Genomic DNA, 11,892 nt, shown 5'->3' with positions numbered 1-11,892 from the left:
ACACCCAGTTCATGTCGGGGCGGGCGAGCCGTGCCGAGCATCGTATGCACCTCGTCGGCGACCAGAATGGCGTCCTCGACCTGCCGGCAGGCCGGGCGGCGGCACAACCTGCGGCAGTGGAAGATCGGCCGACTTTCGCTGCCCAGGCGACCGACTCGGCGGCGATGGGAAGCAGTTCCCGGTAGTTCCTCACCGCCGCCCCCACAGGATCCTGAGTAGCTTCTCGGTCCCGACGTCGGGTGGCATCAGCAAATCGCTTCTGACAGCAGTTCGGTGACGACCTGCCATCGATAGGTGCCGTCGTCGTTCCGTAGCGCGCCGATGTCGGTGATGCGGACGCCCGCTTCGGTGAGAACTCGGAGGTGATCGGCGTAGCGAGGGTGGCTGGTCAACGCCGGCTTCGCGCACGGGAAGGCGAGGATAGGCACCCCCAGCGCGGTACCGGGTGAAGACCACGGGATGCCCCTGGCCTCCCAACGTTCGATCAGCTCCACGACCTTCGGGATGACGTGCCGGCTGTGGTCGGTGATGAAGCCGCTCTGCATGTCGACGACGATCAGGGCGGGTCGGCGGATCGTCATACCGACGCCCCGGGCCGCGCCAACGCGCCGCGTCCGGACGGCACGATCGAGCTGCACGTGCCGTTCCTGCCGGCACGGTGTCATCCGTGCTGGTCCAGGAGGTACGCCCCGGCGACCGCCTCCGGCTCGGCCCGCCGCACGGCACCGACCTGACCCTCGACGCCGAACCGCCCCGGAATCTGCTGCTCGTTGCCGGTGGCACCGGGCCCGCCCCGCTCCGTGCCCTGGTCGAGCAGGTGGCTGCCGGTGTCCCTCGACCGGTCACCCTGATCGTCGGCTCCCGTACCCTCGTCGACCTCTATGACGCCGTCGCCCTGGACAAACTCCAGTGCGCGTACGACTGGCTGACCATCCGGCCGGCCTTCTCGCGCGACCTGCTCGCCACCCCGGCCGAGGAGGGTGATGCGCTGACCGTGGCCCTCCGACACCACCACCCGGGCCAGGAGGTGTACGTCTGCGGACCGCCGGCCATGGTCGCCGGCTCTCGGCTGCTACCACCCGTTCCGCCTGGCCAGCTCCTCCCGGGCGTAGCGGCGGCGCTCTGCGAGAGTTCCACCGGCGAACCAGAGGCTCGACACGAACGCCATCCAGAGCTGCCATGTCGGGGCGAACACCCGGGCGTCCCTGGCCCAGTTCCCATGCTCGACGTAATCCACCTGTATGGTCGCACCGACCTGCGGAGACCCGGTCCAGACCCAGAGATTCGTCTCCCGTCCCGAGCTGAGCCGTACCCGTACGACGTCCAGGCGACCCCGCTGCACGTCCACCACCTCGGCCTGGGTGGTGACGCCGTTGACGCTCAGGTGCAGCCCCTTACCGACGGTGAACAACCCGACGGCCAGCATCAGCCCCTGACGGAGGCCGCCAACCACATGCGCCATCTGCGTGGCTTGGCGGGCGGCACCATGATCGGCTCGTAGCGGGGATGGGGGTAGGGCACGGGGTCGCCTCCTCGCTGAACTGGACGTGACGGGTGGGGATGACGCGGTCCACCGTAGGGGCCGCGCATCGCGCGAACGTTGCGATCCTGCGTGGCGAACCTGCTCACCGGTCACCGGGATCCCGTACGTGCGCTGCCATGCCCGTCGGCAACCCCCGGGACGACACGGTGTCGTCAACCTCGGCCGCCTCGTGTTGACGATGTCGGAACGCCGTCGAGGCGACCATGACCGCGGTGGTCGCCACCAGCTCACCCTCCCCGGGCGGGGCGGCCACCCATCGTCCGGCTTCCGGGCCGGTTGTGCGGCATGCGGGTGGTGTCGGACCAGGTTGGAGCGGTCGATCGCCTGGTGCGGGCGTGGCGCGAAAGACGACGGGTCGTCCGACTGCCCGCAGTAACGGGGTCAGCCAACAAGCTCGGTTTCCGGGGCACGTGGTGCCGCGACCGGGCGGACGGAAAGGAGCAGGGATGTCAGATGGGACACGCTTCCGGCGCTTCGGAGCTCGCGGGCTCGTCATCGTGCTCGCCGGTGCCCTCGTGGGTGTGGTCGCTCCCGCGAGCCCGGCCTCGGCCGCCGTTCCGGGCCTGATGAGGATCTCGGCGACCAGCAGCTTCACCTCCAACAACTTCCAGAGCGTCACTGCGGTGTGCCCGGTGGGCAAGGTGCTCCTCGGCGCGGGCTACGAGATCATCGGCGCGGCCGGCGAGGTGACGGTGGACGACTTCCGTCCCAGCGGCAGTGCCACCACCGCTCCTACCTCCGTGTACGTGGGGGCCTACGAGATCGACGAACTTGCCGACCCCTGGATGGTCAAGGCGTACGCGGTCTGTGCCGACCCGGTGGCCGGGCTGGTCCGGATCGCGGTGACCAACGCGTACGACTCGGCGGACGTGCACTCCGTCGTCGCCTCCTGCCCGACCGGCAAGGTGCTGACCGGTACCGGGTTCGAGATGCAGGAGGTGGTCGGCAAGGGCATCGTGGACGACCTCCGCCCCAACGGCACGTCCGCCACCGCTCCGACCTCGGTCGACGTGCGGGCGTACGAAGCGGATCCCTTCTTCGGTCCCTGGACGCTGACCGCGTACGCCATCTGCGCGAATCCGCTCCCGGGCCTGGTGCAGGTCAGCGCGACCAGCGGCACCAGCTCGGACGACTACCGCAGCAGCACGGCCGTCTGCCCGAGCGGCAAGGTGTTGACCGGCGGCGGATTCGAGGCGAGGGACGCGTTCGGCCAGGTGGTGGTGGACGACTTCAGCCCCAACGGCGGTCCGGCCACCGGGCCGACCTCCGTCATCACGGGCGCGTACGAGGAGGACCCGTACAGCAGCGACTGGAGCGTGCGGACCTTCGCCCTCTGCGCGTCGATGTGACGGCGGAGCCAGGATCAGAGAACAGGAGCGACGCATGTCAGATCAGAGAGCGTTCCGGCGCTTCGGTACGCGGGGCCTCGTCCTCGTGCTCGGCGTGGCCGCCGCGATCGTGGTCGCCCCGGCGGGCCCGGCCTCGGCCGCCGTCCCCGGGCTGGTCCGGATCTCCGCGACCAGCCCCGGCAACTCCGACGACTTCCGTAGCGTCACCGCCACCTGCCCGGCCGGCAAGGCGCTGGTCGGCACAGGTTACGAGATCACCGGCGGGGTCGGTGAGGTGGTGGTGGACGACTTCAGCCCCAACGGCGGGCCGGCCACCGCGCCCACCGCCGTGACCGTCGGGGCGTACGAGGCGGATCCGACCACCGCGAACTGGACCGTCACCGCGTACGCGGTCTGCGCGAACCCGTTGGCCGGGTTGGTGCGGATCTCGGCGGCGAGCAGCACCGACTCGAACGACTTCCACAGCGCCACCGCCGCCTGTCCCACCGGCAAGGTGATGACGGGAGCCGGATTCGAACTGACCGGGGTGACCGGTGAGGGCGTCGTGGACGACTTCCGCCCCAACGGCAGCATCGCCAGCGCGCCGACGGCGGTGACCGTGGGGGCGTACGAGGCGGACACGTTCGTCGGCAACTGGACGGCGACCGCGTACGCCATCTGCGCGAACCCGGTCCCCGGCCTGATCCGGGTGACCGCCACCAGCGCGCTGGACTCCGCCGACTTCCGCAACGTGACGGCGACCTGCCCGAACGGCGCGTTGCTGACCGGCGCGGGGTTCGAGGTGAACGGCGCGACCGGCGAGGCCGTGGTGGACGACTTCAGCCCCAACGGCGGCGCGGCGACCGCACCGACGTCGGTCATCTCCGGCGCGTACGAGGAGGACGCGTTCGCCGGCAACTGGGACCTGCGGTCGTACGCCATCTGTGCCGACCGCTGACGACGGACCCGACGTGGTGCCGCTCCCGTCGCGGGGCGGCACCGACGTTGCCGGGAAGATGGGCTTCACTGTCGTCGGAGACTAATCCGGCGGGAGGAGCCCTGGTGGACCTGGTTCGGATCGAGCCGTGGCAGGAGGGCGACCTCGACCTGCTGCGGCGGATCAACACCCCGGACATGAAGCGGTACGTCGGCGGTCCGGAGAGCGAGGAGAAGGTCCTGGCCCGGCACCGTCGGTACGTGGACTTCGCGGGCACCGGCCGGGGCTGCATGTTCCGGGTGGTGGCCCTGCGGGAGGGCGCGGCGGTCGGCAGCATCGGCTACTGGGAACGCGTCTGGCACGGCGACACCGTGTACGAGATGGGCTGGTCGATCCTGCCGGCGTACCAGGGACGGGGGCTGGCCACCGCGGCGCTCGGCGCCGCCGTCGCCCAGGCCCGCGCCCGGCGTACCTACCGTTACGCGCACGCCTTCCCGTCGGTCGACAACGCCGCGTCGAACGCGGTCTGCCGCAAGGCCGGGTTCACCCTGCTCGGCGAGACCGAGTTCGAGTTCCCGCCCGGTGCGCTGATGCGATCGCACAACTGGCGACTGGACCTGACCGCCGCCCCGGAGTAACGCCGGGAGCCGCCCCGAGAGGCGGGCTGGGGTGGTAGCAGGGGACCCCTGCACGGCAGAAAGCGGTAACAGGGGGCCCCTGCTACCACCCAGCTGGGCGTCAGGCGGGCATCCAGTCGAAGGTGTCGGGGTGTGCGCCCTGGCGGCCGGTCTCGCCCCGGTCGAGGCCGGTGATCCGGGCCATGTCGTCGTCGTCAAGCGTGAAGTCGAAGATCGCGGTGTTCTCGGCGATCCGCTCCGGCGTGACCGACTTGGGGAAGACGACGTCGCCGCGCTGGATGTGCCAGCGGAGCACCACCTGGGCCGGTGTGCGGCCCACCTTTCCGGCGATCCCGGTGACCACCGGGTCGCCCAGCACCTTCCCCTGGGCGATGGGCGACCACGCCTCGGTGACGATGTCGTGCTCCCGCCCGTACGCCCGGACCTGCTCGTTGCCGAAGTACGGGTGCACCTCGACCTGGTTGACCGCCGGCGGGGTGTCGGTCTCGGCGGCGAGCCGCTCCAGGTGCGGCACCTGGAAGTTGGAGACGCCGATCGAGCGGGCCCGGCCGTCGGCCCGGAACTCCTCCAGCGCCTTCCAGGTGGAGACGAAGTCGCCGTCGTAGAGCGTGGGCAGCGGCCAGTGGATAAGGAACAGGTCGACGTAGTTGAACCGCAGTTCGTCGAGCGTCGACTGGATCGCCTTGCGGGCGTCGTCGGGGCGGTGGAAGGCGTTGCTCAGCTTGCTGGTGACGAAGACGTCCTCCCGGGCCAGCCCGGAGGTCCGGACCGCCTGCCCGACCTCGGCCTCGTTGCCGTACATCTGGGCGGTGTCGATGTGCCGGTAGCCGACCCGCAGCGCCTCGCGTACGGCGGTGACGGTGTCCCGGGGTTCGACCTGGAACACCCCGAAGCCGAGCTGCGGGATGGTGTTGCCGTCGTTGAGCGTGATGTCCGGAATCGTGTTGGTGGCCATGCCGCTCCCTCTGCGCCTCGTGCGGTCTCCCGGGCTGTCCTACCCCGGTCGTCGCCCGGTTCACCTGCGGCGAGGCGTGATCTGCCTAGCGGGCGACCAGGAGGAGCAGGCTGCGACCGCGGAGCAGGTAGTTGGTGCCCTGACCGCCGATCAGCGCCTCCGAACCGGGCACGGCGACCTGGTTGGGCCCTTCCGCCCAGCTCGCGGTGTCGGTGACCCGGTACCACTGCTTCCCGGCCCCGGGCGACGGGAGGGTGAAGTTCACGTCCCCGGACCAGCCGTTGTAGCCGACGTAGACGGCCGACGCCGGGTCGCCGAACTCGGTGCCGTCGATCCGCCAGCCGAGCGCGTGGTTGTTGGCGTTGCCCCAGTACGCGGAGTCGGGAGCGCTGCCGGCCGGGGTGAACCAGGAGAGCTGGGGCATTCCGTTGCCGTTGGTGTCGGCGGCGGAGTAGAAGTTCGCCGGGCGTAGCGCCGGGTGCGCGTGCCGGAAGGCGGCCAGCCGGGAGGCGAAGGTCCGGAACGTGGTCTGGTCGGCGGTCGGGCTCCAGCCCAGCCAGTTCGCCGACGAGTCCAGGTTGTACGGGTTGTTGTTGCAGCGGATCCCGCGCAGCACCTCGTCCCCGCCGGTGATCATGGGAGTACCGGCGGAGAGCATGAGGAAGGCGTGCCCGTTGCGGGCCGCCCGGCGCTGGTCGGCGGCGTTCCCGCCGTGGTCCCAGGAGTTGTTGTCGTCGCTGCCGCCGTCGGACGGGCCGTACGGCCACGCCTGGTTGTTGTTCTTGGCGTTGCAGGCGTACAGGTCGGCCAGGGTGAGCCCGTCGTGGGCGACCATGAAGTTGACCGAGTTCCACGGGCGTCGACCGTCGTCGCCGTACAGGTCGGAGGAGCCGGCGAACCGGTCGGCGAGCTGGCCCGGGGTGATGGCGGCGACGCCGAGCTTGTTCTGGTCGCGGCGCAGCGTGTCCCGGTACTGTCCGTTCCACTCCGACCAGCCGGCGGGGAAGTTGCCGACCTGGTACGTCCCGTCGCCGAGCGCCCAGGGCTCGGCGATCCAGTCCACACCCGCGCCGCCGCCGGCCGGGCGGGGCGGCATCTCCCGGGTGATCCGGTTGAGCGCGGTGTTCGGGTCGGTCTTGTGGTAGTTGAAGCAGCCGTGCTGGCAGGTGTTGCCGAGCACTGAGGCGAGGTCGTGCCGGAACCCGTCGACGCCGAGCGTGTTCTTCCAGTACGCCAGCGAGTCGACGATCAGGTCCTGGGCGACCGGATTGTAGGTGTTGTAGTTGCCGCCGACGCCGGTGTTGTCCCAGGAGGACTGCCGGTCGGCGGTGAGCGAGTAGTAGGTCGGGTTGTCCAGCCCGCGCCAGGAGACGATGTCGTAGACGTTCGACCCGCCGGCGGTGTAGACGCCACCCTCGCCGGTGTGGTTGTAGACCACGTCGACCAGCACCTTGATCCCGGCGTCGTGGTACGCCTTCACCATCTGCTGGAACTCGCGGGTCGGCCCGCCGGGGGAGCGGTCGTAGGCGTACCGGCGGTCCGGAGCGAAGTAGTTCAGGGTCATGTAACCCCAGTAGTTGTCGCCCGCGGTGCCGGTCGGGTCGACGTCGATGGTGTCGTTCTGCGTCTCCTGCAACGGCAGGAACTCCACCGCGGTCACCCCGAGCGAGGCGAGGTAGGCCGCCTTCATGCCCGCGCCCCGGTACGTGCCCCGGTAGGCGGCCGGCACCGACGGGTCGTTGCGGGTCAGCCCGCGCAGGTGCACCTCGTACACGAGGTCGTCCTTGAGCGCCCGGGTCGGCTTGGTGCCGAAGGCGGGCGTGGTGGCGGCCAGCACGATTCCCTTGGCCGCGTGCGGGCCGCTGTCGGTGGTCCGGTACGCCGGCCCGGAGGCGTACGTCGTGGAGGTGGTCATGCCGGGGCGCAGCGGGTCGTGGCTGATCTCCCGGGCGTACGGGTCGAGCAGCAGCTTGTTGGGGTTGAACCGGTTGCCGGCGGCGTCGACGTCGGCGACGAAGCCGGCCGAGGAGCCCTTGGTCCACGTGCTGCTGTACGGCCAGTTCGGCCCCCAGGCCCGGTAGCCGTAGTAGACGGTGCCGGTGATGCCGGCGGCGCGCAGCGCGGCGACGTCCACGGTGGTGCTGAACACCCCGGTGGCGTCCCGGGTCAGTAGGTAGGAGGCGTTCTCGCCGGTGCCGGTGGGGGCGGCGTAGACGTTGACGGTCATCCGGGTGGCGGCCGACGAGTAGACCCGGAAGGTGATCCGTGACCCGCTGCTGTCGTACCGCGCGCCGAGGGCGCGGGCGTCGATCGCGGCGACGGCCGGTGGCGCGGTGACCAGGGGCGCGACCAGGGCGGCCACGGCGGTCAGCGCGGCGGCGAGTCCGGCGGCGAGGGCGGCCCGGGTACGCCGGGTGCGAGGTGCGGGCATGGGCCTTCTCCGACGTCCGAGGTCCAGGTGCCGCAAGAACTTGCAGCGATTGCCGGAAAGATAACAGTCGATTTCGACGCGGTAAAGCCTCGACTTTCGTCGATGTGCCACGGGCCGGCCCCGGACAGGGCCCGGGACCGGCCGCGCCGCCGCAGGTCAGCCCCAGATCGAGGCGGCCCACGCCGGGTTGTCGACGAACGGGTTGCGGTTGCCCTGCCAGCGCTCGTAGATCCGCTGGTTGCGGCGCTTCTCGAAGGCGTCCGGCGGGTCGGCCTGGTGCCACTGGAGCAGCACCGACATCTTCCCGTGGTACGGCGCGCTGCCGTTGTTGACCGCGTTGTTCAGCTCCAGGTTCGGCCAGCCGTCGTTCCCCTCGTACCGGATGGCCATGTACATGATCATCCGTGCGACGTCACCCTTGACCGCGTTGCGCGGCTCGAACGAGTCGGCGTCGGTGTAGCTGCCGGGAGCCTCACTGACCGCGCTGCCGCCGTTGTCGAAGTCCTTGTTGCCCCGGGTCGAGTTCACCGAGACGTCCTCCGGGCGCAGGTGGTGCACGTCGGTGCCGGGGCCGGTCGAGGTGCCGAAGTCGCCGTGCGACTTGGCCCAGACGTGCTCGCGGTTCCAGTCGTTCGCCCCGCCGCCGTTGGTGCTCTTGCTCTGCGAACGTCCGGAGTAGAGGAGGACGACGTTGTTCGAGTTCGCCGGGTCCTGGTCGGTGTCCTTGAGGGCCTCCCACACCTGGTCGTAGGAGAGCTTCGTCTGCACCTTGATGATCGAGTGCAGGGCGCTGCGCAGCGCGCTGCCGGTCTTGCCGGTCGCGTCGGCGTAGTACGCCGGGTCGTAGTCGCCGCCGGGCACGGTGCTGGTCGGGCCGGGCGTGGGGGACGACGTCGGCGACGGCGTGGTGGTGCCGCCGAGGCTCATCGCGGTCGGGTTCTTCAACCCGCCGTGACTGAAGTACGCGGTCAGCGTGCCGGTCGTGGTGATCTGCTTCCCGCGCAGGCCCGGGTTGGTGAGCAGCCCGAACGTGCTCCGGTACGCGCTGGTGACCTGGACGTAGAGCATCCGGCTCGCGCTGGTCTCGGCGGCCGAGTCGGCGATGGCGATCGCGGTGTCGGCGGTGAAGCCGGACCGGAGCACCGTGGTGGTCGAGGTGGGCTGGCCGATGACGTACCCGGTCACGGTCGCCGAACGGCCGTCCTGGGCGGCGAGCGCCTGGGCCACGGTGAGAGCCGTCGCGGCCGAGGCGGAGGTCACCACGACGGGTACCGCGACCGCGACGGTCAGTGCGACGGCGGTGATCAACCGCCCGGTTCGCGAGCGTGCGATGCTCCTAATATTCATGCTCAGCGATGCTATCGGCATCGATGTGAACAGCGGGAGATCCACGGGGCAACATTCCATGCCGGATCTCCGGGACATCGACCGTGCGACGACGGTGGCGACCCCGGTCGGTCACCCGTCGTGACGGGACGACGGGTCGTCGGCGGTCGGCGCGGACCGCTTCACCGGGCCGCGCCGTGCCGTTCACCTGCACGGGGTACGCCGGTCAGACCTCTTTGCTGGGGTGCAGGTCATGACCGAGAACAGCATCCGCTCCACCGCCGACGACGACTCCGGAAGTCTCACCCGCCGTAACGTCCTCGCCCTCGCCGGTGGCGCCGCCGTGGCCGCCGGCGTGGTCGGCGGCGGGGCCGCACCGGCCGTCGCCGCGCCGCGCCCCACCGAACCGGACGACACTCCCACCCCACGCCTCGGCGGTCGGCCGCTGCTCTGCGAGCCGTACCTGCTCGACCCGCAGCCGAGCGACGTTCACGTCGTCTGGCACACCGAGGAGCACGGCACCACCCAGGTGGTGCTGGTCGGCTCGGCGGTGGCCACGCTCGATGACCGGGCCGCCCTGGACGCGGCCACCGGCCGTCGGGCCGCCGGCTCCGGCTGGCGTCGGGTCGCCGCCGGGACCACCCGGCTGACCCGTACCCGGGAGGACGCCTCCTCGGCGGTACCCGGCCGGACGTACACGGCGGTGCGGGACCGGCCGGTGTACCGGCACCTGGCCCGGGTGACCGGCCTGCGGTCCGGCGAACGCACGCCGTACCGGGTGGTCTCCGTCGACCACATGGGACGGGCCACGGTGACCGCCGCGTACTCGCTCGCCCCGGCGGTGCCCCGGCGTCGCCCGGTGCGCCTGCTGCTCACCAGCGACCACCAGCTCAAGACGATGACCCCGGCCAACCTGGAGAAGGTCGCCGAGACCGCCGGGGTGCGCCTGGACGGCGTCCTCGTCGCCGGGGACCTGGTCAACGTGCCGGACCGGGCCAGCGAGTGGTTCGACAGCACCACCGGGCTGGCGTTCTTCGCCGGGCTGACCGGCCGGGCCGAGCGCGTCGTCGCCGGACGCGCCTACCGGGGCGCACCGCTGGTCCAGCACTCGCCGATCTTCCCGGCGATCGGCAACCACGAGGTGATGGGACGCTGGTCCGACACGGCCGGTCTGGACAGCCAGTTCAACGACCCGCAGCCGGTCGAGGTGGCCCGCCGCCGCTGGCGGGAGACCCGCCCGACCGGCATCGACGAGGAGACCTGGCTCGCCCAGCACTCCTGGGACGTCACCACCTACGAGGAGATCTTCCCGTACCCGCGCAGCGCCGAGGGCGGGCCGCGCTGGTGGTCCCGGACCATCGGCGACGTGCACCTGGTCACCCTCTTCGCCACCCAGATCTGGCGGTCGGCGGGGGCCAACACCCGGGGCAAGTTCTCCGAGAACCCGGCGGACCTGGCCGACGAGACGAAGTGGGGCTACGGGCAGTTCATCTTCGAGCCGGTGCAGAAGGGCTCGCGGCAGTACCGCTGGCTGGAGAAGGAGCTGGCCTCCAGCGCGGCCCGGCAGGCGAAGTACCGGGTGGTGATGTACCACCACCCAGGCCACGGTCTGGGGGACAACTCCGCGCCGCCGTTCACCGACCCGGTGCAGGAGATCACCCGGGACCCGGCCACCGGCGCGGTGACCGGGGTGCGCTACCGCTATCCGCTCGCCGACGACCACATCCTGCGTGACCTGGAGCCGCTCTTCTCGGCGGGCGGGGTGAACCTGGTCCACAACGGCCACTCGCACCTGTGGAACCGGTTCCGTAACGCCGACGGGGTGAACTGGCTGGAGACCTCGAACGTCGGCAACAGCTACGGCGCGTACGACCCGTCCAGCGGGACGTCCCGCAACCTGCCGGAGAGCCCCGACCACGTCCGGCAGGGCGACCCGGGCGGCCTGACCCCGGTGGTGCCGACCGTCGCGCCGCTGACCGACGCCGCCGGGAAGCCGCTGCCCTACGTGGCGAGCAACGACATCACGGTGTTCTCGCTGCTGGACTCGGCGGCCGGGGTGGTGCGCTCGTACCGCTTCGACACCCGTCAGCCGAACTCGGCGGTGGTGCTCTTCGACGAGTTCCCGCTCGCCTGAGCCCGGGGAGCGGGGCGGCCCGGACCACGGGCCGCCCCGCTCCCAGTTGTACGTAAGTACGTAACTTCGTATTATCGAGGTCATGGCATCCCTGGAGGAACGGGTCGCGGCGCTGGAGGCACAGGTCGCGGAGCTGGTCGGGCGCGGACCCACACCGACCCCGTCGAACCCGACCGGCGACGGCGACACGTTCTGGGCGCTCGACGGGCTCCGGCAGCGGCTGCCCGAGGGGCACCCGGGCGCGGTCCTCTACACCGGCACCGTCGACCTGGACGGCGAGCGGTACGACTGGCAGTACGGCCTCCCCGTCGACGCCGTGCTCGCCGGTGACTGGTCCGAGTCGGCCACCGCGCTGACCGCGCTGGCCCACCCGGTCCGGCTGCGGCTGCTGCGCGAGATCCTCGGCGGTCGGCGCGGCACCGCCGAACTGGCCGGAATCGAGGAACTCGGCACCACCGGCCAACTCCACCACCACCTGCGTCAGCTCACCGCCGCCGGATGGCTGCGCAGCGCCGGCCGGGGCCGGTACGCCGTCCCCGCCGAACGGGTGGTGCCGCTGCTCACCATCCTCACCGCCACCCACCGCTGAGCGGGGAAGGA

At 71.1% G+C, this 11,892-nt stretch carries 10 protein-coding genes and 1 pseudogene; 6 read left to right on the top strand and 5 right to left on the bottom strand.

What is annotated here, in order from left to right; genetic code table 11:
* Window positions 1-245 precede the first annotated feature (245 nt).
* Window positions 246-638: a cysteine hydrolase family protein gene (locus QSK20_RS07620; RefSeq protein ID WP_285787860.1), complete on the bottom strand. Its 393-nt coding sequence runs from the start codon at window positions 636-638 to the stop codon at window positions 246-248.
* A 20-nt stretch (window positions 639-658) separates the two neighbouring features.
* Here QSK20_RS07620 and QSK20_RS32090 point away from each other — a divergent pair.
* Window positions 659-1,003 (top strand): annotated as a pseudogene (locus tag QSK20_RS32090) (ferredoxin reductase domain-containing protein); the annotation flags it as partial.
* 69 nt (window positions 1,004-1,072) lie between these two features.
* On the opposite strand, the gene QSK20_RS07610 reads toward QSK20_RS32090, so the two are convergent.
* The gene (locus tag QSK20_RS07610; RefSeq protein ID WP_285788075.1) at window positions 1,073-1,462 is read right to left on the bottom strand and encodes a hypothetical protein; all 390 of its coding nucleotides are present in this window, start codon (window positions 1,460-1,462) and stop codon (window positions 1,073-1,075) included.
* Window positions 1,463-1,989: 527 nt separating this feature from the next.
* On the opposite strand from QSK20_RS07610, the gene QSK20_RS07605 reads away from it, so the two are divergent.
* The 3 genes from QSK20_RS07605 to QSK20_RS07595 all read left to right on the top strand — a co-directional run bounded on the left by QSK20_RS07605 (window position 1,990) and on the right by QSK20_RS07595 (window position 4,446).
* Window positions 1,990-2,892, top strand: a complete 903-nt coding sequence (locus QSK20_RS07605) for a hypothetical protein (RefSeq protein WP_285787859.1) — start codon at window positions 1,990-1,992, stop codon at window positions 2,890-2,892.
* Between the two features lie 34 nt (window positions 2,893-2,926).
* Window positions 2,927-3,829 (top strand): hypothetical protein, encoded by a 903-nt coding sequence (locus QSK20_RS07600; protein WP_285787858.1) that lies wholly within the window; start codon window positions 2,927-2,929, stop codon window positions 3,827-3,829.
* A gap of 104 nt (window positions 3,830-3,933) precedes the next feature.
* On the top strand, window positions 3,934-4,446 hold the full coding sequence (locus QSK20_RS07595; protein WP_285787857.1) for a GNAT family N-acetyltransferase: 513 nt from the start codon (window positions 3,934-3,936) through the stop codon (window positions 4,444-4,446).
* A 100-nt stretch (window positions 4,447-4,546) separates the two neighbouring features.
* On the opposite strand, the gene QSK20_RS07590 is transcribed toward QSK20_RS07595, so the two are convergent.
* The 3 genes from QSK20_RS07590 to QSK20_RS07580 all read right to left on the bottom strand — a co-directional run bounded on the left by QSK20_RS07590 (window position 4,547) and on the right by QSK20_RS07580 (window position 9,179).
* Window positions 4,547-5,401: an aldo/keto reductase gene (locus QSK20_RS07590; protein ID WP_285787856.1), complete on the bottom strand. Its 855-nt coding sequence runs from the start codon at window positions 5,399-5,401 to the stop codon at window positions 4,547-4,549.
* 85 nt (window positions 5,402-5,486) lie between these two features.
* The gene (locus tag QSK20_RS07585) at window positions 5,487-7,832 is read right to left on the bottom strand and encodes an isoamylase (protein WP_285787855.1); all 2,346 of its coding nucleotides are present in this window, start codon (window positions 7,830-7,832) and stop codon (window positions 5,487-5,489) included.
* A 156-nt stretch (window positions 7,833-7,988) separates the two neighbouring features.
* The gene (locus tag QSK20_RS07580) at window positions 7,989-9,179 is read right to left on the bottom strand and encodes an endonuclease (protein WP_285787854.1); all 1,191 of its coding nucleotides are present in this window, start codon (window positions 9,177-9,179) and stop codon (window positions 7,989-7,991) included.
* A 232-nt stretch (window positions 9,180-9,411) separates the two neighbouring features.
* Here QSK20_RS07580 and QSK20_RS07575 point away from each other — a divergent pair, with 232 nt between their 5' ends.
* Window positions 9,412-11,292: a metallophosphoesterase family protein gene (locus QSK20_RS07575; RefSeq protein WP_285787853.1), complete on the top strand. Its 1,881-nt coding sequence runs from the start codon at window positions 9,412-9,414 to the stop codon at window positions 11,290-11,292.
* Between the two features lie 82 nt (window positions 11,293-11,374).
* Window positions 11,375-11,881: an ArsR/SmtB family transcription factor gene (locus QSK20_RS07570; protein ID WP_285787852.1), complete on the top strand. Its 507-nt coding sequence runs from the start codon at window positions 11,375-11,377 to the stop codon at window positions 11,879-11,881.
* Window positions 11,882-11,892 lie beyond the last annotated feature (11 nt).

Source organism: Micromonospora sp. NBRC 101691, assembly GCF_030269285.1.
GTDB classification, from domain to species: Bacteria; Actinomycetota; Actinomycetes; order Mycobacteriales; family Micromonosporaceae; genus Micromonospora; species Micromonospora echinospora.
The sequence above is the reverse complement of the archived record's forward strand: the minus strand, read 5'-3'. Positions and strand labels throughout refer to the sequence as shown.

Excerpts from the sequence above, each read along its gene's own strand:
- QSK20_RS07610 (WP_285788075.1), bottom strand. The coding sequence starts at position 1,462 with ATGGCGCATGTGGTTGGCGGCCTCCGTCAGGGGCTGATGCTGGCCGTC.
- QSK20_RS07605 (WP_285787859.1), top strand. The coding sequence starts at position 1,990 with ATGTCAGATGGGACACGCTTCCGGCGCTTCGGAGCTCGCGGGCTCGTC.
- QSK20_RS07600 (WP_285787858.1), top strand. The coding sequence starts at position 2,927 with ATGTCAGATCAGAGAGCGTTCCGGCGCTTCGGTACGCGGGGCCTCGTC.
- QSK20_RS07590 (WP_285787856.1), bottom strand. The coding sequence starts at position 5,401 with ATGGCCACCAACACGATTCCGGACATCACGCTCAACGACGGCAACACC.
- QSK20_RS07585 (WP_285787855.1), bottom strand. The coding sequence starts at position 7,832 with ATGCCCGCACCTCGCACCCGGCGTACCCGGGCCGCCCTCGCCGCCGGA.
- QSK20_RS07580 (WP_285787854.1), bottom strand. The coding sequence starts at position 9,179 with ATGAATATTAGGAGCATCGCACGCTCGCGAACCGGGCGGTTGATCACC.
- QSK20_RS07575 (WP_285787853.1), top strand. The coding sequence starts at position 9,412 with ATGACCGAGAACAGCATCCGCTCCACCGCCGACGACGACTCCGGAAGT.
- QSK20_RS07570 (WP_285787852.1), top strand. The coding sequence starts at position 11,375 with ATGGCATCCCTGGAGGAACGGGTCGCGGCGCTGGAGGCACAGGTCGCG.